The 19,995-nt window shown below is 48.2% G+C and carries 19 protein-coding genes; 13 read left to right on the top strand and 6 right to left on the bottom strand.

What is annotated here, in order from left to right; all coding sequences use genetic code 11:
* The first annotated feature begins 52 nt into the window (after positions 1-52).
* Positions 53-442: a hypothetical protein gene (locus tag FKP33_RS12255; RefSeq protein ID WP_174817585.1), complete on the top strand. Its 390-nt coding sequence runs from the start codon at positions 53-55 to the stop codon at positions 440-442.
* 91 nt (positions 443-533) lie between these two features.
* On the opposite strand, the gene FKP33_RS12250 is transcribed toward FKP33_RS12255, so the two are convergent.
* The gene (locus FKP33_RS12250; RefSeq protein WP_141335219.1) at positions 534-1,826 is read right to left on the bottom strand and encodes an ammonium transporter; all 1,293 of its coding nucleotides are present in this window, start codon (positions 1,824-1,826) and stop codon (positions 534-536) included.
* Between the two features lie 239 nt (positions 1,827-2,065).
* Between FKP33_RS12250 and FKP33_RS12245 the strand changes: the two genes are divergently transcribed.
* From FKP33_RS12245 to glnA, 8 genes are all read left to right on the top strand, one after another.
* The gene (locus FKP33_RS12245) at positions 2,066-2,482 is read left to right on the top strand and encodes a YugN family protein (protein WP_127608328.1); all 417 of its coding nucleotides are present in this window, start codon (positions 2,066-2,068) and stop codon (positions 2,480-2,482) included.
* 229 nt (positions 2,483-2,711) lie between these two features.
* Positions 2,712-4,298, top strand: coding sequence for a S1C family serine protease (locus FKP33_RS12240; protein ID WP_127608327.1), 1,587 nt, complete (start codon positions 2,712-2,714; stop codon positions 4,296-4,298).
* 150 nt (positions 4,299-4,448) lie between these two features.
* Complete coding sequence (locus FKP33_RS12235) at positions 4,449-5,141, top strand: response regulator transcription factor (RefSeq protein WP_127608326.1); 693 nt, start codon at positions 4,449-4,451, stop codon at positions 5,139-5,141.
* 1 nt (position 5,142) lies between these two features.
* Positions 5,143-6,678 carry a sensor histidine kinase gene (locus FKP33_RS12230; protein ID WP_141335217.1) on the top strand — a complete coding sequence of 512 codons (1,536 nt, stop codon included), beginning with the start codon at positions 5,143-5,145 and terminating at the stop codon, positions 6,676-6,678.
* A gap of 36 nt (positions 6,679-6,714) precedes the next feature.
* Positions 6,715-7,668, top strand: a complete 954-nt coding sequence (locus FKP33_RS12225; RefSeq protein WP_127608324.1) for a 4-hydroxy-3-methylbut-2-enyl diphosphate reductase — start codon at positions 6,715-6,717, stop codon at positions 7,666-7,668.
* Positions 7,596-8,231, top strand: coding sequence for a DUF2062 domain-containing protein (locus tag FKP33_RS12220; protein WP_236595999.1), 636 nt, complete (start codon positions 7,596-7,598; stop codon positions 8,229-8,231). Before FKP33_RS12225 ends, FKP33_RS12220 begins: the two co-directional genes overlap by 73 nt.
* A 131-nt stretch (positions 8,232-8,362) precedes the next feature.
* Complete coding sequence (gene aroF / locus FKP33_RS12215; protein ID WP_054796092.1) at positions 8,363-9,415, top strand: 3-deoxy-7-phosphoheptulonate synthase; 1,053 nt, start codon at positions 8,363-8,365, stop codon at positions 9,413-9,415.
* Between the two features lie 256 nt (positions 9,416-9,671).
* Positions 9,672-11,096, top strand: a complete 1,425-nt coding sequence (gene glnA, locus FKP33_RS12210) for a type I glutamate--ammonia ligase (RefSeq protein WP_127608323.1) — start codon at positions 9,672-9,674, stop codon at positions 11,094-11,096.
* A 37-nt stretch (positions 11,097-11,133) separates the two neighbouring features.
* On the opposite strand, the gene FKP33_RS12205 is transcribed toward glnA, so the two are convergent.
* From FKP33_RS12205 to FKP33_RS28080, 3 genes are all read right to left on the bottom strand, one after another.
* A complete protein-coding gene (locus FKP33_RS12205) occupies positions 11,134-11,919 on the bottom strand; it encodes an SGNH/GDSL hydrolase family protein (RefSeq protein WP_127608322.1) in 786 nt (261 codons plus the stop codon).
* 1 nt (position 11,920) lies between these two features.
* Complete coding sequence (locus FKP33_RS28085; protein ID WP_373423874.1) at positions 11,921-12,583, bottom strand: acyltransferase family protein; 663 nt, start codon at positions 12,581-12,583, stop codon at positions 11,921-11,923.
* A gap of 82 nt (positions 12,584-12,665) precedes the next feature.
* Positions 12,666-13,073 (bottom strand): acyltransferase family protein, encoded by a 408-nt coding sequence (locus FKP33_RS28080; RefSeq protein ID WP_141335215.1) that lies wholly within the window; start codon positions 13,071-13,073, stop codon positions 12,666-12,668.
* A 336-nt stretch (positions 13,074-13,409) separates the two neighbouring features.
* Here FKP33_RS28080 and FKP33_RS12190 point away from each other — a divergent pair, with 336 nt between their 5' ends.
* Entirely contained in the window at positions 13,410-15,326 is a 1,917-nt protein-coding gene (locus FKP33_RS12190) for a polysaccharide lyase family protein (protein ID WP_141335213.1), read from the top strand.
* A 91-nt stretch (positions 15,327-15,417) separates the two neighbouring features.
* Here the strand turns inward: FKP33_RS12190 and FKP33_RS12185 are convergent, their stop codons facing one another.
* Together FKP33_RS12185 and FKP33_RS12180 are read right to left on the bottom strand one after the other, a co-directional pair.
* Entirely contained in the window at positions 15,418-16,767 is a 1,350-nt protein-coding gene (locus tag FKP33_RS12185; protein ID WP_127608318.1) for a hypothetical protein, read from the bottom strand.
* A gap of 60 nt (positions 16,768-16,827) precedes the next feature.
* Positions 16,828-17,184 carry a helix-turn-helix domain-containing protein gene (locus FKP33_RS12180; RefSeq protein WP_141335211.1) on the bottom strand — a complete coding sequence of 119 codons (357 nt, stop codon included), beginning with the start codon at positions 17,182-17,184 and terminating at the stop codon, positions 16,828-16,830.
* A 273-nt stretch (positions 17,185-17,457) separates the two neighbouring features.
* Between FKP33_RS12180 and galU the strand changes: the two genes are divergently transcribed.
* The 3 genes from galU to FKP33_RS12165 are packed head-to-tail and all read left to right on the top strand — an operon-like array spanning position 17,458 to position 19,985.
* Positions 17,458-18,348, top strand: coding sequence for a UTP--glucose-1-phosphate uridylyltransferase GalU (galU, locus tag FKP33_RS12175; protein WP_141335209.1), 891 nt, complete (start codon positions 17,458-17,460; stop codon positions 18,346-18,348).
* 15 nt (positions 18,349-18,363) lie between these two features.
* Positions 18,364-18,990, top strand: a complete 627-nt coding sequence (locus FKP33_RS12170) for a sugar transferase (RefSeq protein ID WP_141335207.1) — start codon at positions 18,364-18,366, stop codon at positions 18,988-18,990.
* 17 nt (positions 18,991-19,007) lie between these two features.
* The gene (locus FKP33_RS12165) at positions 19,008-19,985 is read left to right on the top strand and encodes a UDP-glucuronic acid decarboxylase family protein (RefSeq protein WP_141335205.1); all 978 of its coding nucleotides are present in this window, start codon (positions 19,008-19,010) and stop codon (positions 19,983-19,985) included.
* Positions 19,986-19,995: the final 10 nt, after the last annotated feature.

Raw genomic sequence — 19,995 nt, 5'->3', positions numbered from 1 at the left:
TAAAATAAATCTATTGTTATGAATGTTAACATATTAGGACAGGTGATGTTTCATGATTAACGCTTTGCTGACAGGGAACTCGATGCGCGTAAATAAGCGAAAAGCGGCTGAGATATACCCTTTTTTAGAAGCTTACATCGCTCATAGAGAGGCGCAAATCACGGAAATCGAGCAAGCGATCGGACGTTATGAGAAACGGCGTGCAATGGAAGAACGAAGCTATCAGTCTATGTCAGCTTTTCGCCGTATATTTGCGGGTAAAAAGCCGGATCATCATCTTGCCGTCGAATACATTCATTATGTGAAGAAACCTATGGAACAAATTCGATCGCTGCGTCTGGAGGTCGAGCAAGCCCGTGCCATCTTGACCGAAAGTCAGCCTACCGACTTGATCGACGTTAGCGAAGAGCTGGAGAAAGAACTGCAATCGAAACCTGTATAGATCGTAAGGGTTAGCGCTTCTGTCGCGAGACGGAAGTGTTTTTTTGTTGCGAGGGAAACCCGAGGCTGTCTTGCGGCAGCCTCAGGTTGACTTATCGATTTTTAAGCTGTTTCAGCTCGATGAAATCGTGCTCCTGGCTGTAGGCCGGGACGCCGTGGATACCGACATCGAGGCCGACGAGTTCTTCGTCGCGGCTGACGCGGATGGGAACCATTTTATTGATCAGCTTGAAGGCGATCCAGGTCATGGAAAAGCCCCAGATGATGATGACGACTAAGCCGAGCGCTTGAACGCCGAGCAATTGGAAGCCGCCGCCGTATAACAAGCCGCTGTAGCCTTGGCCGATGCCTTCCGTCAGTTCAGGCTGGGCGAAGAGTCCGACGGCGAGCGCTCCCAGGCTGCCGCTAACGCCGTGAACCGCGAACGCGCCGACCGGATCGTCGATCCGTCTCGATTCAAGAAATTCGGTTGCGAATACCATGGCGATCCCGCATACCGCACCGATCAGGATCGCCGCCAAGTCGCTGACGAACGCGCAGCCGGCCGTGATGCCGACGAGACCCGCTAACGAGCCGTTAATGACCATCGGCGGGTCCGCTTTACGGTAGCGGATCATCGTAAACAGAATGCAAGTCGCTCCGCCGGAAGCGGCCGCAAGCATCGTCGTGACGGCGATGTGGCCGATCGAACCGTTGGTTGCGCTGAGCGTGCTGCCCGAATTGAACCCGAACCAGCCGAACCATAAAATAAAGGCGCCGACGGAAGCGAGCGGCAAGTTGGACGGCGGCACGATGTTCGCCGCGCCGCTTTCCGAAAACTTGCCGATCCGCGGTCCGATCAGGATCGCCGCGGCCAAGGCTGCAAAGCCGCCTAAAGCGTGGATGGTGGCCGAACCGGCGAAGTCAATCATGCCGAGGCCGCCGAGCCAGCCGCCGGCGCTCCATACCCAGTGTCCGGCAATCGGGTAAATAAAACCTGTCATGGCAACGGTGAACAAGATGTACGCATGAAAATTGATCCGTTCCGCCACCGCTCCGGAGACGATGGAGATGACGGCGATGACGAATGCGCATTGGAACAACCAGTACGTATCATGCGTAATCGTAAGCTGAATATGGGAAAGATCTCCTCCCATGATAAAGCCGGTCGTTCCGACCAAGCCGTAGAAATCTTTGCCATACATGAGTCCGAAACCGAAAAAGAAAAAAATAAGAGCCCCGAAGGCAATGTCGACGAATACCTTCATGATGATGCTGACGGCGTTTTTTTGCCGAACGAACCCGGCTTCCAACAAAGCGAAACCGCCTTCCATCAACAGGATCATGGCAGCGGTCAGCACGACCCAGATCGTATCCAAACCGCTCTGTATGGCGGCTAAATCCATGAACGTTCACTCCTCTTTTTACTCATTGAAGCGTTTTCGTTCCTCATTATAAGGTTCTCATGACAACAATGTCAACGGAATGCGTTAGATTAATTTACATACGCAATAATCCGTCAACGAACCCTGTTCCGCGGCTTGGACCCGAAAAATGATTGAACCGGGCGATGAGCATATTTTTACCGGAAAACGTTCATCCTATCTAGGAGTTTGGGTATGAATTTTTTTGCGGAGGGGATCCCATGGTTCCATTGGAGTCGACGCTGGTCGGACGCGAGGAAGCTTTCAATCAGGTCCGGCAGTATTTAAATACGAAGGAGTTCTCGCTCGGCGGGAACTGGGATTACGACCACGGTTATTTCGATCGGTATTTGGACGAAGCGCACAAGGTGTGGCTGCGCATACCGTTCCAGGTGACCCACGGGGTGCTCGACGGCGATAATGAATCGACGACGGCGGTTATTGAGATTGGCTCCCCGTTTGTGCTGAAGCACGTGTACAATGAAGGCATGGATAAGAACGCCCAGGCCGGTTTCGTGACGTCGTTGGTTAACCAATTTCAAGATCCGCTCGACAAAAACGCTCCGGTGGAGGACAAATGGGTGAGCCAAGCGAAGACGCTGCTGAAAGAAGTGGAGAGCGGCTGGCTTCCCCAATGAAATCGAATGGCTGCTCGAAGACCAAGGCTGAGCCCTCTGGTCTTCTTTGGGCTGACTATCCCTCGGGTGAACGTCTCCCAGGGAGTATACATACTTTTAACTCCGTTTTAGGTTTCTTTAAGGTTTCTTTAAGGTTCGACGTGCAATATGTGAATCAAGGGGAACGAATCCTCCAGCAGCAGTTGCCATTATATCAATCTCGTAGTTTGAGAAACGGAGGGCATGGAAGATGGATCAAAACAACAATAACAACAACAACAATAACAACAATTATAACCCGTTTAACGATTTCTTCCGCAAGCCGGAAGAGCGGGAGCGGCGCGAACAGACGACAAGCGATAACGAGGGGGCGAAAACTAGCTTGCCGGAAGAGACGGAAAGCCGCTCTTCGCACTATTTCGCTTACGGTCCTTATAAACCGAAGGCTTCGACTTCGGATTCAATGGCCGGCGACAGCGTCGGTTCCGCTCCAGTCGAAGTGACGCCGCCCAAACCGGTTCGTTCTTTTTATACAAACGAGAGCGCTGAGCAGCCGTCTGCCGGTCAATGGCAGTTCGGCAAGCCGCCGAAGAAGAACAGCGGTTTCCGGGGCTTGTTCATCTCGTTCATGGCGGGTGTGCTGGTCGTCGGCTCGTTGATGTTTGCCTCGGACCGCATGAACCTGTTCACCGGCGCGCAAGGCGTGATGGCCGGTAACGGTTCGGGCTCGACAGGCTCGGCGTCGGCAGGCTCCTCGAACAATGGCGGGGTGAAGCCGACCGCGCTCGATATGTCCCGTCCTAACAACATCTCGGGAATCGTCGAACAGGCGAGCCCTGCGGTCGTGAAGATCGAGACGAAGGTGAAGGCGAAGAGCTCTTCGAGAGGCGGCAGCTCGCTCTTCAACGATCCGTTCTTCCGTCAATTTTTCGGCGACGACTTCGGGACGAACGGACAGCAGGACAATTCCGGACAATTGCAGCCCGGCGGGATGGGAACCGGTTTTATCTTCGAGAAATCCGGATATATTCTGACTAACGAGCACGTCATCGAAGGCGCGGACGAAATTTGGGTATACGTGCAGGGTCACGAGAAGCCGTTCAAAGCCGAACTGCTCGGCAACAGCTACGATCTCGACCTCGCCGCGCTGAAAATAACGCCGGAAAACGGCAAAGAATTCCCGGTTCTGCCGCTCGGCAGCGCGGACGATTTGAACGTAGGCGATTGGGTCGTGGCGATCGGCAACCCGTACGGCTTTGATCATACGGTCACCGTTGGCGTCTTGAGCGCGAAAGAGCGTCCGATCAGCATCCCGGATCAGAACGGCACGCGCGATTACAAGCATTTGCTGCAAACCGACGCGTCGATTAACCCGGGGAATTCCGGCGGCCCGCTGCTTAACCTGAACGGTGAAGTGATCGGCATCAATACGGCGGTTAGCGCACAAGCGCAAGGCATCGGCTTTGCGATTCCGACGAGCACAATCTCTTCGGTTCTTGACAACCTGAAGAACAATGTGAAAATTCCGAAAGAGCCGGCTCCGTATATGGGCATTTCCATGCAGGATATCGACAAGGAATGGATTGCCGAGCTGAAGCTTGAAAATAACGAAGGCGCAATCGTCGCGCAAGTCGAGCGTAAGAGCCCGGCCTTCAGCGCAGGGATTCGTCCTTACGACGTCATCGTCGAATTGAACGGCACGAAAGTGAAGACGTCTTCGGAAATCAGTGAAGCGATCAAGAAAACGAAGGTTGGCGATAAAGTAAGCCTGGGCATTATGCGGGACGGCAAGAAGCAAGTCATTGAAGTAACGATCGGCAACCGCAATGCGGAATAATATGCCGTAAGCGCAAGCTTGCAAGGGAAAGAAGCAGGGCAACGTATGCAGAAAAGCCCTGCTTCTTTTTTTGCGTGAAGACGAGCTGGCACCATTAGATTCGGCAAGCAAATTCCGTTACAATAAAGGCAGAGGCAGGTGTATACCGAAATGAGAGAAAAAATATTAGTTATCGACGACGATGAAAAAATTACGTCCATGCTCCGCCGCAGCCTGGCTTTCGAAGGGTACATGGTGTTTACTGCCAATCACGGCATGGACGGCTTGAAGCAAATACTGGAGAACGAGCCGGATGTTGTCATCCTCGATGTCATGATGCCGCAGCTCGACGGCTGGGAGGTCGTCAGACGCATTCGCGAAGGCGGCTCCGATGTGCCGGTGCTGATGCTGACCGCGAAGGATGAAGTGTCCGATCGGGTAAAAGGTCTCGATTTGGGAGCGGACGATTATTTGGTCAAGCCGTTCGCGCTCGAGGAGCTCTTAGCTCGCGTTCGCGTTCTCCTGCGGCGCAAAACGTCCGAGAAAGCCGAGACCCAGGCGAACAAGCTGCAGTATCAGGATGTGTTCATGGATCTCGATACGCGCGAAGTGTTCCGGGGCGGCCAACGGATCGAGCTGACGACGAAGGAGTTCGATCTGCTCCACCTGTTCCTGCAAAATCCGCGCCGCGTCTTGTCCCGCGATATCATTATGGAAAAAATATGGGGATACGACTACAGCGGAGAATCGAACGTGCTGGAGGTATATATTGCGCTGCTTCGGCAAAAAACGGAGGAGTACGGGCATAAGCGCCTGATACAGACCGTGCGCGGAGCGGGCTACGTGCTAAGAGGAGAAGGCTGACATGTCGATACGTCTGCGCCTGACGTTATGGTACACCGGGATACTGACGGCTACGTTGCTGATCCTGGCGTTGGGGCTTTATTTTTTCATGAACTACATTTTGTTTAGCGGCATCAAGACGGAATTAAAGGACGAGGCGAATTATGTGCTTCAACGGGTCCGGGCGCTGCCTACGGTATCGTCGCAAGGCTTCAGCTTCAATTTCGAGCTGGAGGGACGAAACTCGATTCGCAGCAGCAAGCTGCTGGTACAGATCGTCAATTTGCAGGACGGGCGTAAATTTCGCGCATCGGACTTAATAGAAGCGGGCATCGAATTTCCGGATGTGACGCCGTCTAAAGTCAACTGTGTGCTTGCCCAGGAATGCGTGTTCGACAAGGTGAAAATCGACGGATACGACTTTCTCGTTTACAACGCGCCGGTGTATCCAACCGCGTTCTTCGGCCCGAAGGACCAGCCGATCGGCATGCTGCAGGCGGCTTTCTTCGTTGGGCAATCCGAGCGGGTACTCGTTCTGCTGCGTTTGGTGCTGACTTTGTCCATGCTGCTTGTGATCGTGCTCGCCGCCTCGATCGGGTGGTTTCTCGCGAGGAAGGCGCTGCGCCCGATCGAACAGGTCATAGCGGCGACCAATCAGATCGAGAAGGGGGCGGATCTGCAGCGGCGCATCGAGTATCAGGGGCCCGGCGACGAAATCGGCGTGCTGATCGAAACGATCAACGGCATGCTGGGCCGGCTTCAGGGCGCTTACGCCGAGCTGGAAGAAGCTTATAGCGCGCAGCGGCGGTTCGTCTCGGACGCATCGCACGAGCTGCGGACGCCGGTCACGACGATTCGCGGCAACGTCGAGCTGCTCGAGAAGATGTGGAAGCAGATGATGCAGGCAGAGCCGTCGAATTTGCCGGCCGTGGAGCTCAGTCTGGAAGCGATGCGCGATATTTCCGGCGAAGCGCAGCGGATGTCCAGGTTGGTTAATGACCTGCTGGCGCTCGCGCGGGCGGATGCGGGCTTCCAGATCGAGAAGCGGGAGCTGGCGGTGAAGCCGCTGCTGGAAGAGGTGGCGCGCAAAGCTCAGATGCTTCCGCGCTCAGCCGAATGGATCGTGGGAGATTTATCGCCGGCCGAGGATATTTCCATCTACGGCAATCAAGATTATTTGCAGCAGCTGATTTTCATTTTCATCGAGAATGCGTTCAAGTACACGGAGCACGGCTTCGTGCGGATGGACGCGCTGCGTCACGGCGGGCAGGTCGGGATTCGTATCGCAGACACGGGAATCGGCATGGAGAAAGAGGAAGTGCCGCATATCTTCGAACGGTTCTACCGGGCGGACGTGTCACGGGGACAAAAAACCGGCACCGGTCTAGGCTTGTCGATCGCCAAGTGGATCATTGACGAGCATCAGGGGTCCATCGAAGTAACGACGAGCAAAGGCGAAGGGACGACGTTCGTGGTCTGGTTTCCGGTTGCCCACGGATCGGGGCTCGAGGGCGGTCGGGAGAGCAGCCATTCCATCGGTGAGGGGAATGAGGTATAATAAAAATAAAGACTATTTTCGACAGGCGGTGCAAGCGTGGACGTGATCAAAATATCCCCCCGCGGTTATTGTTACGGGGTTGTGGATGCTATGGCGTTGGCCATGCAAACGGCCAAAAACTTTAATCTGCCGAGGCCTATATATATATTGGGCATGATTGTGCATAACGCCCATGTGACGGATTTCTTCGAGAAAGAAGGCATCGTGACGCTGGACGGATCGAACCGCCTCGACATCCTGGATCAGATCGAGCAAGGCACGGTCATTTTCACGGCGCACGGCGTTTCGCCGGAGGTTCGCCGCCGCGCGCGCGAGAAGGGGCTGGCTGTCGTGGATGCGACTTGTCCCGACGTGACGAAGACGCACGACTTGATTCGCGAGAAAGCGGCGGAAGATTACCATATCATCTATATCGGGAAGAAAGGCCATCCCGAGCCGGAAGGAGCGATCGGCGTCGCGCCGGAGCGCGTGCATTTGATTGAAAAGCCGGAGGAAATCGACGAGCTCGGGCTGAGCGCGGAGAAGATCGTGATCACGAATCAAACGACCATGTCGCAGTGGGATATCAAGCATATTATGAATCGTCTGCTCGAGAAATTCCCGCATGCCGAAATTCATAATGAAATATGCCTGGCGACGCAGGTGCGTCAGGAAGCGGTAGCCGAACAGGCGAAGGATGCCGATCTCGTGCTTGTCGTCGGCGATCCGCGCAGCAACAACTCGAACCGGCTGGCTCAGGTGTCCGAGGAGATTGCAGGCGTGAAGGCCTATCGTATTGCGGACATCACCGAACTGAATACGGAATGGCTGAAGCCGGTGCGGCGCGTAGCCGTAACGTCCGGGGCATCGACGCCGACGCCCATTACGAAAGAGGTTATTCATTTCCTGGAGCAGTACGAGGCGAACGATCCGGCTACATGGGAAATTCGCCGGACCGTCAATTTGAGCCGGTTAATTCCTACGCCAAAAACGAAAGCAGCCGTAAAGTAATCGACAAGGAAGGAAATGGACAACAGCAAATGCGTAAAATGGCGAAACTCAAAAAAACGTTCCAACTCCGATCCATTGGCCGCTGGTTTCGATATAAATATTTGCAGTTGACCCGGGCCAAAGGCGGGCCTGCCTTGGTAGCCATGGGCTTTTCGATCGGGATATTCGTCGAGATGTTCACGCTTCCGACGGGCGGGCTTGCTTTTTTGCTCATCTTTCCACTGGTATACTTGCTTCGCGCAAGCGTGGCGTCCGCTCTTCTCGGCTTTATGTTCGGTAAAGTTATTTATTTGCCGCTGATGTTTTTTCATCGCCAGATGGGGGCGCTCGTGCTGCCTCACGGCATTCACGGCGCTTGGATCGAACGATTGCCGGAATGGCTGGACCGATTCCTGAAGTTCTATTTGAAGCTGTTCGTCGGAGGCGTGATCAACGGTCTCATTCTTGCCATCATCGCTTACTTTCCGATCCGCTGGACGCTGCAATGGGTCGACCAAAACCGTAAAGAGAAGCGGCGTAAACGAAAAGAACAACTGCTGCTGCCAACGAACGGGAACGGATAACGATCATAAAATAATCAAGACTTGACGGAGAGAGGGTCTCCGTTGTATATTCGCTTTAGTGATTAAAAGCTTAAAAGCGTATAAGCGTCGAAGCGTCTATGTACGAAAATTTGACCGAGAGGGTGTTCCGCATGATCGCTATCATTTCGAATAAAACACCGGAAGAGCGCATTTCCGAAATCGTTCACCATATTGAGAAGCACGACGTGAAAGCTCACATTTCACGCGGCGTAGACCGTACCGTTATCGGTATCGTCGGGAATGCGGGCCCTGTGCTGGCCGAGCAGCTGCGTCAATTGTCCGGCGTCGAGCAGGTTGTGAAAATCTCGAAGTCCTATAAGCTGGCCAGCCGCGATTTTCATCCCGATCCCACGATCATTCAATTGAAAGGCGTGGAGATCGGCGGCGATCAGCTGGTCGTCATGGGCGGACCGTGTGCCGTCGAATCGCCGGAGCAGATCGATGAGATTGCGCGGCTGGTGAAGGCCAGCGGCGCACAAGTGCTGCGCGGCGGTGCATTTAAACCAAGAACGGGTCCTTACAGCTTTCAAGGCGTCGGCGTCGAAGGTCTCGTCATGATGGCGGAAGCCGGCAGGAAGCACGGGTTGCTGACGATCACCGAAGTGATGACGCCGGAATACGTGGATGTCTGCGCTGAGTACGCCGATATTTTGCAAGTCGGCACGCGCAATATGCAAAACTTCGATCTGCTGCGCAAGCTCGGCCAGATTCAAACGCCGGTGCTTCTCAAGCGGGGATTCAGCGCAACGTACGATGAGTTTCTGAATGCGGCTGAATATATACTGGCTGGCGGAAACCCGAACGTTATGCTTTGTGAGCGCGGAATCCGAACGTTCGAGTCTTATACCCGAAACACGCTTGATCTGGCGGCGATTCCGGTGCTGCAGTCGCTCAGCCATCTGCCGGTGATTTCCGATCCGAGTCACGGCACGGGTCGTCGCGAGCTTGTCGAACCGATGAGCAAGGCGTCCGTTGCCGCAGGAGCGAACGGGCTCATCGTCGAGATGCATACGGACCCCGACAACTCCATGACGGGAGACGGCGTTCAGTCGCTGTTCCCGGACCAATTCGCCCGGCTGATGCAGGATTTGGAGAAGCTGGCGCCGTTGTGCGGCAAACGTTTCGATACCGTCAAGGAACCCGTCGCCGCTGTGAACTCGTAACCGAATATTCGTTTTTTTACAGAAGGATGCTTGATCTCAGGCGGATGCCGCAAGAGATTAAGCATTTTTTTGTCGAAAATGTGACTAAAACCCGGCCGGGTGTGAGCATACCTAACACCTTCACAAAAAATACCTTACATAACTATTGACGGCTCTTGATGCGAAGTTTTATAATAACCACATATCCAAGAGAAAACTTGAACAATGTTCGCTCGAACAGGTCAAAATGTTCGGAATTTAGGAGGTAAGTGAGTCCATGTCAGTTCAAAACGTGTTAAATACCATCAAAGAAAAAGGCATCGAGTGGGTAGATTTCCGTTTCGTCGATCTTAACGGTAGAGCGCATCATATCTCCCTTCCTGCATCTGAAGTTGAAGAAGAGACTTTCCAAAACGGCGTAGCCTTCGACGGTTCTTCCATCGTCGGTTTCAGAGGCATCGAAGAGTCCGACATGGTTATGATGCCGGATACGGAATCCTCCTTTGTCGATCCGTTCACTGCTCATCCGACATTGGTTATTATGTGTAACATCCATACGCCTGATGGCGAGCGTTATGAGCGCGATCCGCGCAGCATCGCTCAGAAGGCTGAAGAATATTTGAAAAAAGCCGGCGTAGGTACGGCAGCATTCTTTGCTCCGGAATCCGAATTTTTCATCTTCGACGAAGTTCGTTTCGAGAGCAAACAAAACTCTTCTTCCTACTTCGTAGATTCCGAAGAAGCTCACTGGAACTCGAACCGTAAAGAAGAAGGCGGCAATCTCGGCTTTAAAGTAGGCCATAAAGGCGGATACGTGCCGGTTGCTCCGACGGATTCCCAACAAGACATCCGTTCCGAAATGTGCCGTCTGTTGATCGAATCCGGTCTTCGCATCGAGCGTCATCACCATGAAGTGGCGACTGCGGGTCAAGGCGAGATCAACTTCCGTTTCGATACGTTGACGAAAACAGCCGATAACTTGATGAAATACAAATATATCGTGCAAAACACAGCTCGCCAATACGGCAAAGTGGCTACGTTCATGCCGAAACCGCTGTTCGGCGATAACGGTAGCGGGATGCACGTTCACCAATCGATCTTTAACGGCGACCAGCCTTTGTTCTATGACAAGAACGGTTACGGTAACTTGAGCGAGCTCGCTTTGAACTACATCGGCGGTATCTTGTACCATGCACCGGCTTTGATCGCATTGACGAACCCGAGCACGAACTCGTTCAAACGTTTGGTTCCTGGTTACGAAGCGCCGGTTAACCTCGTGTTCTCCAAAGGCAACCGTTCGGCAGCCGTTCGTATTCCGGTGGCCGCTGTAACGCCTAAAGGCTGTCGTATCGAGTTCCGTACACCGGACAGCACGGCTAACCCTTACCTCGCATTCGCAGCCATGCTGCTTGCAGGTCTGGACGGCATCAAGAAGAAAATCGATCCTCGCGCCCTCGGCTACGGCCCGCTCGACAAGAACATCTACGAGCTGTCCGATGCAGAGAAAGGCGAAATCCGCAGCGTACCGGGTACGCTCGACGAAGCGCTTAACGCGCTCGAAGCGGACTATGAGTTCTTGACGGAAGGCGGAGTCTTCACGAAAGACTTCATCGACAACTACGTTTCCTTGAAACGTGACGAAGCGAAAGCTGTTTCCATCCGCATTCATCCGCACGAATATTCGTTGTACTTCGATCTGTAAGACTAACAAACAGAAGCTGTACCAAAAGTAGTTATTTCTACTCTTGGGCAGCTTCTTTTTTGTTATCGGATAAAAAATATTGCTCTAAAATCTTTGCCCAGATTGCATAACCAAGATCGTTCGGATGAACAAAATCGTACATCACCTTATCCATAGAGGTTTTCGAGGCTTTTATTTGTTTAGTAAATTCACTATAAATATCAACATATTCCCAACCATGAAGCTTAATAAACTTTCCCGTTTCTATTACGTAGTCTTCATATGAACTTCCAGTTTTATTTTTTGTCAGGTTTTCCTTCCGCGGGTTGGGGGAAGTGATGATGATACGGGCTTTCGGCGCCATTTTTTGCATGTTTAGCACAAGCGATTGAATGTTTGTTTTGCTTTCTTCGATTGAAATATTTTGCACAAAGTCATTGATCAAACAAGTCTCAAAAATAATGATAGAGGGGTTCTCCTCACGAAGGACATCCACTTTGCCTTGGGCCAACATTTGTTTCGTAGAGTAACCCGGAAAACCGTGATTAAGGTAGATCAGCTTCTCCAAACCTTCGGCTGCTTTCAAACGTTCACTTAACAAATGGATCCATGTGTGGGTTTTGCCGGTTGCTCCTGAACCGGCGGTTACACTGCTTCCGATTACGGAAATAACAGGCTCACGGCCCTCTAGGACATTCTGCTGCAGGTATTGAAAGGCGGGTTGTCTTATTATTTCTGTATTTCGGACCTTCTCGATTACTTTACTATCAGACGATGTATGATAGACGCAGGAAGCCAAGGACATAAGATGAGCGGCAAGTAGAGCGGATAGAAGGGATCTCATATTATGTCTCTTGTCTCACTTCAAGACTGGGGACAGAGTTCTTTCTGCTTTTGGTCAAATATTTCCCGAGCTTCATGGATGGGAGTTCGACAAAGTACCAGCAGATGATTGCAGTAAGAATGGATACCAGGCCGGAGAGCGTTAGTAAAAGCGGCATAGATATTCGATCGTGCAACAAGTGCAGGAGGGACAAGATTACGAGCATATGCGTCAAATACAAGCTGTAAGATATTTTTCCTAAGAATATAAGGAGCGGCAAATTTAATAAGCCGGATATTTTACGAGAAGCTAGAGCCGTTATGATGAGTAGGATGGAACCGAGCGCTAGACCATATTCCGAAACATAAAAACGGAATGGGATGATGTGAAAGAAATCTTTGCTTAATACGTCGGAGTATGAATAAAGGAGTACAGCCATGATTAAAAACGATATTTTTTGCATCTTCGTGAATCGCTGGTACAGGGTTGAAAGTACTGTTTTGTTCTTAGCGACCAACGCACCGATCATAAAGATTGAAATGTAATGCAGGGAATCGAAGAGACTTGTGTGATAGCCGTTAACGGTTATCGTAGACAGAATGCCGGCCAAACCAGCGATCAAGCTAAGCGCGGCGCATAGGATTAAAACATAAATCGTGTTTAGTTTTTTCACAAGCAGGACAATGAAAGGGAATAAATGGAAATTCGTAATTCATGAATTAACGTCCAAATCACCGGATTATAAACAACCGTGTGAGGATTGCCGATCAAAACAAGATGTTCCCACATAATGAAAAGGAAAAAGGCTCCTGCCATGACTGGTTAATAAAATCGGTATATTGCTGCAGTTGCCCATCGGATATATAAATGGAGATGAGTATTGTGGCGGATATGGCAACAGCGTAGGGGATATAAATACGGCAAAATCTTTTGATGATATAATGCATATAATTGATGGGATTACCTCTCAGAATAGGCAGAGCGAGCACAAATCCGCTTAAGAGAAAGAAGATGATCACGGCTGCATGGCCTTGTACCAATAATCGCGCAGGCGAAAGTTTTAAAAATGTAACTAGAAAATGGTTGGAACTAAAGGATAGAAACAAGTGATGGAACACAACAAATAATGCGGCAAGGCCTCGTAAAGAATCTAATTGTTCATACCTATTGTTCATACCTATTGTTCATAAAAACTCCTCCGAATAAATATTATATATAGAAATGAATCGATAAATATGTAATTAGAAGAGTCAAATACCTATACTTTACTTAATACATACAGTATTCGATACTAATTGTATCATGAAAACTGCACTTTTATGAAGGTTTTTGTTTTCAGCTTTTCTTATAGCAAGTAATGCAAAATGTTGGAAAATAACTTGACAATTATACTAATTGTATCATAATATAATTTTAAATAACAAAATGTATCTTAAAATGGGCTAGTACAATAACTATGAAACTGCTTTTAAGTCGAGTAATCTCGATTTGTAATTTTAAAGGGAGGATTCATGGTAAGGAAACTGGCACTCATTCTTCTCATTCAATTATTTTTGGGACTATCCATTTCAGACTATGTGCCAAAGACAAACCATTCAGGTAAATTAACGCCTGTCGCCACACCGTATACGGATAACAACCGAATAATATTGTTCAGAATCGGTATGCAAGACCATTCCTCTCAGGAATTCAAACGATACGGCTTACATGATGCTAACCAAATCGTCCTTGCGTCTGGAAACCCGAAAGAAACGATGATAAACGATTTTCCTAAAGGGTTAAATGCTTCTGTCAATCGTAACTTATCTATTTCATTTCAAATGCCGAACAAACTTCAATATGGCGCAAAATTTCTTGTTCCAATCATCGAGGCCAGCACGGCTATCCCTCAAATGTCGGTTTTTGTAAACGGTTTTATGGCCGGCCTCATTCAAATTGCCGGTTTGTCAGATACGAACGACTCTAATTACGATGCTTATGGCAATCTATATGAACTTTACATACCGCCTGAGTTTTTTATTGAGGGTCAGAACGAGATTATACTTCAAGTTGAACGGTGCCTTTATTGCTCTTCTTCAGAAGACCCTTTTTTATGGTTTGATTGGGATTATATCGAGATGGAAGCGCTCTATAGAATGGCGGAAGAACCGATCCACGGACGCTATATTAAGATGGGAAGTTCGGTAGCAACCGAGCGTTATTATTTCGATCAAAGCGCCGTAGACCATTTGCCTTACGTATTAAAATGGATGGGTATTGCTTACAGCGGCAATATTATGAGAGCAAGCTGCTCTAGCAATGTGAGAAATTCTTGTTCGGCCATGCAGGAATATTACGAAAAGCTAAAGGAGTATAACACCGGCGCTGTTGCTATGTACTTATATACAGGCGATATTCAACTTACGTCAGCCGGAACTCTTGCTCCGGAGGCCGCAAGTAAACTGGAACAGTTTATGAAACGCTATGGAGACTATATTCAATATTATGAAGTAGATAACGAACCAAGCATTTTCAATCGATCAAAAGATGTGAATATCGCCATCGCCCGTTGGATGAATGAGAACAAAACACGCTATGCTCCTCATCTGCAATCTGTGGCGCCAGGATGGTCTTACAGCAATAAAAACGGCTTGCCGATCGGATGGGAAAGGGATCCCGTCCAGCGTAGAGAACTGGAAAATTTGACTGACTTAACGAATGGTCACGCATACGGCACTTCATATTTGGAGAAGGAGGGAGGCAGTTTTTTTGAAACATTAAAAACCTTCGAATCATTACAAAACGGCCTTCCTAAGTTCATGTTGAACACTGAAATCGGCACAAACAATAAGCACTTGGACCCAAGCAAGTATGGGGCGCAGCAGAAACAATCAGCCGTCTTTGACCGGAATTTGCGAGCTCATATCGGTTTCTCCAACATCTTCATGCAGCACGCTGTATTTTTTAAGGATTATGAACTGTTTCAAACCGACTTTCAAGGCAAAAATCATGATCCAGCTTTAACACAAGCATATTCTTTCGGAAATGACCAAGAATCCCGGTTGAAAATATTCAGAAGGCTTGCGCTGGCTTATGCAACACACGGAAGCCCCTTATCATACGAAATTATGAACCGGAATGAAGTCCGAATGAAGAAGGTTTACATTAGAGCAGTTGATACGGCCGCGCTGCAGCCGTTGCCAGGAAGTAAGGCTGTTTCCGATAAAATTCTGATCAGCATAGTTAATTTTGAACACGAAGAGATTCATCTGCGTTTCAAAGTTTTGATGCCGGACAAAGGGATATTTGATGGAGAACGAATAGGGCCAGGAGATGTTTATAGAGATGCGGTGCAGCAAGTAAATGAATTAAAAGCGGAACCATGGATCGAGATTGAAGCCGTGCTGCCACCAGGAGAATCGATTCAGTATATTCTTGATAAGAGATAATAGAAAAAAACAAGAAGACGGCGCGCCGGACCAAAAATCATCAGGAGATGGGGTCTAAAGTGTGCCGTCTTCTTACTACCTTCATTGAGGCTCAACGAGCCAGAAACATGTAAGTTTCATCTTTCTCTAAGCCATTAACAGTTATCGTTTTCGTATTGGGCTCTATGGGAAACGCCTTCCATATTCCATTCCATCTATAAATACAAATCTCTGTTGCATGCTGTGGAATTCCAGTGATTTGATAGCTTGTCCCCCATTTGGAGCTCCAACCTCTTACATTTTGCCAAACCCATAACTTATGGCTGGGTCCGGAAAGAATGTATTCTCCTTTCTTCTTGGGATCCAACGATACGAAGGAGGTGTCGGTAGTTAAGGAAGTGACAAGTTGAAGTACCTTAGATCTAACCGACATTGCCTGCTCTTCTTCTTTAGCTCCCCGCATTCCGTACTGCTTGTCCTGCTCGTCGGTTAGCAGAAGACTCCATGGCATTGCGAATTGAGTAGCAGGGGTATGGCCATCGTTCTTGACGACACCCAGATGATCCCAAATCGCCGTTAAAAATTGCTTACCGAGCTTTTCGTCCGTGTTAGGCGTACTCGCTTTATTCTTTACATTGAATTCCGTCGAGTAGAAATGAATATCTCTTTTGATGTTTAATTGTTTTTTGATTTGATCGAAGGTGTGTTGGGCAGAGTTGCTGTGGGTACCGACCAAAGGCGCATATTTATCATCAAAATAGGTATGAAGATCGATTCCGTCCAAGGTCCCGTCATTAATTAGATCTGAAACTGCACTGCCGTAGCCTCTTAGAGTCCAATCGTCAAAAGAATTTTGGGCACTAAAGCCACCAGGGATGACTTTTAACTTCGGGTCTACGGAATGCACACCGTCAGCCAGCCCTTTCAATGCCTCGCGATACTTATCATGAGGGATAGAGTTCTCCACATCGGGCTCGTTAAAAGCCGAGAACACCGTAATCCCCCAATCCTGTATGGATCTGCTTCTCGCCCACGTTCCATTTGGTCTATAGACTTGTGCAAATTCCTTTCCGATGGCATACCACTTATTGTAATCCCCGATTTTAACCCCCAATTTTTCATAATTTCCGTAATATTCAAACAAGAGCATGGGAGAAACGTTATGTGTATACATTTGCTCCATTGCTTTCTCCAAGTGGCTAGTTACAGGCTTATCCTTCGAATAATAATAATTAGGGTAAAGATTAATTCTAGTCCATTGTACGTTCAGTGTTTTCATATAGACTAAGTCTTTGGAAATATAGGGATTGCCGTTGGTGAAATTTCCACCCCCTAAAAGTGACGCTACGGTTGGGTTTATACCAACAGGGGGTGGATATGAGTCTTCAGAAAGAGAATTTGTAAGCAAGCCTGATAGTAACATAACGGGAACCAGAGCTTTTCCGGCAGTTGTAAGTATCATTTTGATCTTCCTTTTCTTGGTGCTTCTCACAAACAGTTCACCGCCACGGGAAAAAGAAGATTACAATTGGTTTTTTTTCTGAACAATGTTCAGCACTTTCTTGGTTTCGTCTGTAGTCAAAAGAAGTCCTTCCCATCGTAATTCTACCATTCGAAAGATATCTTCTTCTTTGAGGGAGTGAATCGGGATGTGGTCGTTTACATTGTTATCCAACCATTGGGGAGGTCTACCAATCAAGTAATCTATTGTAACATTAAAAAAATCAGATAGTTTTGTCAAGGTATGAAAGTCCGGTTTTCTCCTGTTTTTCTCATAATGTGACAAGGCGGCGCGCGATATTCCGAGCAGATCGGCCAATTCTTCTTGCGTTAATCCTCGTTTGTCCCGTAATGCAGCAATTCTAGTGTAGTAAGACATCGTTTTATCACTCCTAAAAAAATGTAAATTTTGAAAATAACAATTGACTTGATACAAAATGTATTATAAATTAGAGTCATAAATGTTACAATACGTATCATTATTTTCAGAAATTAATTGTTTCTGCGGTGATGTCTCTTTACCGTTATCAACAGAGGCACTCGGTCATGCTGTGGGTTAACCAAACCTTAGACGTACATCGTCAAGGGTGTGATGTGAGGGGAGGTTAGATGCCTCTGCATTTTAAATAAAAAACATATGGAGTGGTCTCTTATGAGAAAAGTTCGAAAAGCAATTATACCAGCAGCAGGCTTAGGCACCCGTTTTTTGCCAGCAACGAAAGCTATGCCGAAAGAGATGCTCCCGATCGTTGATAAACCGACCATTCAATACATTGTGGAAGAAGCTATCCGATCCGGGATCGAGGACATTATTATCGTAACGGGTAGAAACAAAAAATCGATCGAGGATCATTTTGATAAAAGCATCGAGTTGGAAGTGTCGCTTGAGGAAAAGCGAAAAACAGAGCTCCTCCATATGGTTAAAGAAATTACAAATATGGTTGACATCCATTACGTTAGACAAAAAGAGGCTTTAGGTTTGGGACATGCGATTTGGAGTGCTAGAAAGTTTATTGGAAACGAGCCTTTTGCGGTATTGCTGGGAGATATGATTATTGAGCACAAAGTGCCGTGTTTAAAACAAATGCTTCAAGTTTTCGAGGAAACGGGTCATTCGGTCATTGCCGTAGAACCGGTTGCTTGGACGGAAGTGCAAAATTACGGTATAATCGACGGCCAACGGGTCGGAGACCGGCTTCATTTGGTTAAGAATCTGGTCGAAAAACCGAAGCAAGACCCCCCATCCAATTTGGCAATCTCAGGCCGTTACATTTTAACCCCAGAGATTTTCCCCATTCTAGAACAAACTGCGCCGGGCGTCGGTGGAGAGATTCAGTTGACAGACGCTTTGAACGTGCTTGCGAATCAGCAATTGATGCACAGCTACATATATGAAGGAACCATGTACGATGTCGGAAGTAAGCTTGGATTTTTGAAAGCAACGGTGGAGTACGCCCTGCAAAATAAGGAGCTTTCAGAAGAATTCAGTGCCTATTTGCAGGAAGTTGGTAGGTATATACGCTCTGGGAAAGTTGTCGTTTAATGGAGGACGCAGGAAATGGAGTCCGTTACGAGGCATAGAACGGTTGAGGAGCAGAGAGAAGTTGGTTCGGAATTTTATTTGAATTACGTAAAAGCTTCAACGGATCTTATAGGCAGTTTTGTTCTTATTCTCATTACGCTCCCTGTCATGTTTTTGGTAGCCGTCTTGATCAAGGTTGAGTCTGAGGGACCCATCGTGTTTCGACAATGGCGAATTGGTAAGAATGGAAAGCCGTTTGTCATTTATAAGTTTCGCTCCATGCTAGTCCACTCCCCGAAGGAAGGGAGATCTCCGGAAACCTGCACAGATCCCCGAGTTACAAAAGTGGGCCGATTTATACGTAAAACAAGTTTGGATGAATTGCCTCAATTATTCAACATCATTAAAGGTGACATGAGCTTCATCGGTCCGCGTCCCGAACAACAATCATTTGTAGAACGTTATTATCCCGATAAGCAGCATAGCCGTTTTTTGGTGAAGCCTGGTATTACGGGGCTTTGGCAAATTAGCCAAGATCGAAAAAAACCTATTTATGAAAATCTTCATCATGATTTGATTTATGTACGGAGTGTTTCCATCTGGTTAGATCTAAAGATTATAATCAGGACCCTTCGAGTGATGATTAAGAGCAACACTTATTAGAGATAGGAGAATTTTATATGAAAAAAATTGTCGTAACCGGAGCCGCTGGTTTTCTGGGATCCCATTTGACTCGTCAATTGCTTTCTCAGCAGCACCAAGTGTTTGGAATCGATTCGTTGTCTTCCGGATTGATCGCCAATCTGCAAGAAGAACTCAATCATCCTCGTTTCGAATTCCGTTCGCTCGACGTCTCCAAGCTGAGGGTTGACCATTTAGATCATTTTGGACACATTGACGAGATCTATCACTTGGCATCTCCGGCATCGCCCAAATTCTATCAAATGAATCCTTTCTCGACCATTGAAGCGAATACGCTGGGGACGCAAAATATGCTAGAGTTAGCTAAGGTTCACGGAGCTAAACTATTATATACGAGCACTAGCGAAGCATACGGTGATCCGGAAGTGCACCCACAAACAGAGCAATACAGAGGAAACGTAAATACCTGGGGTCCGCGAGCATGCTACGATGAAGCAAAACGTTTAGGGGAAGTTTATTGTTACGAATATTATACGAGATACGCTGTACAGGTAAAAGTGGCAAGAATTTTTAATACGTATTCGGCAGGTTTGCGCAATGACGATGGTCGGGTAATTTCAAACTTTGTCTCCCAGGCGATCCGAGGAGAAGACCTGACTGTTTATGGGGACGGAACACAAACACGTTCTTTTTGTTTTGTTGACGACAACATTCGAGGCTTGCAGAAGATGATGGAGTGCGATCAAGCTAATGGTGAAATCATTAATATTGGCAACCCAAAAGAATACACCATCATTGAGGTTGCCCAGATCGTAAAACGTCTAGCTAATTCTCCGAGCAATATTACGTTCCATCCGCTTCCAATAGATGATCCTAAGGTGCGCAGACCCAATATTGATAAAGCGAAAACAATTTTGGCTTGGGAACCGTTGGTCGAATTGGAGGAAGGGTTAATCAGGACAATCGAGATGTACAGAAACAAGTTAAAAGCCGAATTAAGTCAAAAAATCGTGTAATTGGAGGTAA

It is taken from the genome of Paenibacillus sp. tmac-D7 (assembly GCF_006519665.1).
GTDB classification, from domain to species: domain Bacteria; phylum Bacillota; class Bacilli; order Paenibacillales; family NBRC-103111; genus Paenibacillus_G; species Paenibacillus_G validus.
Note: the sequence above shows the minus strand (reverse complement) of the source record. Positions and strands in the feature narration are given on the sequence as shown.

Bases quoted from the DNA above. Each gene is read 5' to 3' on its own strand.
- FKP33_RS12255 (WP_174817585.1), top strand. From the start codon at position 53: ATGATTAACGCTTTGCTGACAGGGAACTCGATGCGCGTAAATAAGCGA.
- FKP33_RS12250 (WP_141335219.1), bottom strand. From the start codon at position 1,826: ATGGATTTAGCCGCCATACAGAGCGGTTTGGATACGATCTGGGTCGTG.
- FKP33_RS12245 (WP_127608328.1), top strand. From the start codon at position 2,066: ATGGTTCCATTGGAGTCGACGCTGGTCGGACGCGAGGAAGCTTTCAAT.
- FKP33_RS12240 (WP_127608327.1), top strand. From the start codon at position 2,712: ATGGATCAAAACAACAATAACAACAACAACAATAACAACAATTATAAC.
- FKP33_RS12235 (WP_127608326.1), top strand. From the start codon at position 4,449: ATGAGAGAAAAAATATTAGTTATCGACGACGATGAAAAAATTACGTCC.
- FKP33_RS12230 (WP_141335217.1), top strand. From the start codon at position 5,143: ATGTCGATACGTCTGCGCCTGACGTTATGGTACACCGGGATACTGACG.
- FKP33_RS12220 (WP_236595999.1), top strand. From the start codon at position 7,596: ATGGGAAATTCGCCGGACCGTCAATTTGAGCCGGTTAATTCCTACGCC.
- aroF (WP_054796092.1), top strand. From the start codon at position 8,363: ATGATCGCTATCATTTCGAATAAAACACCGGAAGAGCGCATTTCCGAA.
- glnA (WP_127608323.1), top strand. From the start codon at position 9,672: ATGTCAGTTCAAAACGTGTTAAATACCATCAAAGAAAAAGGCATCGAG.
- FKP33_RS12205 (WP_127608322.1), bottom strand. From the start codon at position 11,919: ATGAGATCCCTTCTATCCGCTCTACTTGCCGCTCATCTTATGTCCTTG.
- FKP33_RS28080 (WP_141335215.1), bottom strand. From the start codon at position 13,073: ATGAACAATAGGTATGAACAATTAGATTCTTTACGAGGCCTTGCCGCA.
- FKP33_RS12190 (WP_141335213.1), top strand. From the start codon at position 13,410: ATGGTAAGGAAACTGGCACTCATTCTTCTCATTCAATTATTTTTGGGA.
- FKP33_RS12185 (WP_127608318.1), bottom strand. From the start codon at position 16,767: ATGATACTTACAACTGCCGGAAAAGCTCTGGTTCCCGTTATGTTACTA.
- FKP33_RS12180 (WP_141335211.1), bottom strand. From the start codon at position 17,184: ATGTCTTACTACACTAGAATTGCTGCATTACGGGACAAACGAGGATTA.
- galU (WP_141335209.1), top strand. From the start codon at position 17,458: ATGAGAAAAGTTCGAAAAGCAATTATACCAGCAGCAGGCTTAGGCACC.
- FKP33_RS12170 (WP_141335207.1), top strand. From the start codon at position 18,364: ATGGAGTCCGTTACGAGGCATAGAACGGTTGAGGAGCAGAGAGAAGTT.
- FKP33_RS12165 (WP_141335205.1), top strand. From the start codon at position 19,008: ATGAAAAAAATTGTCGTAACCGGAGCCGCTGGTTTTCTGGGATCCCAT.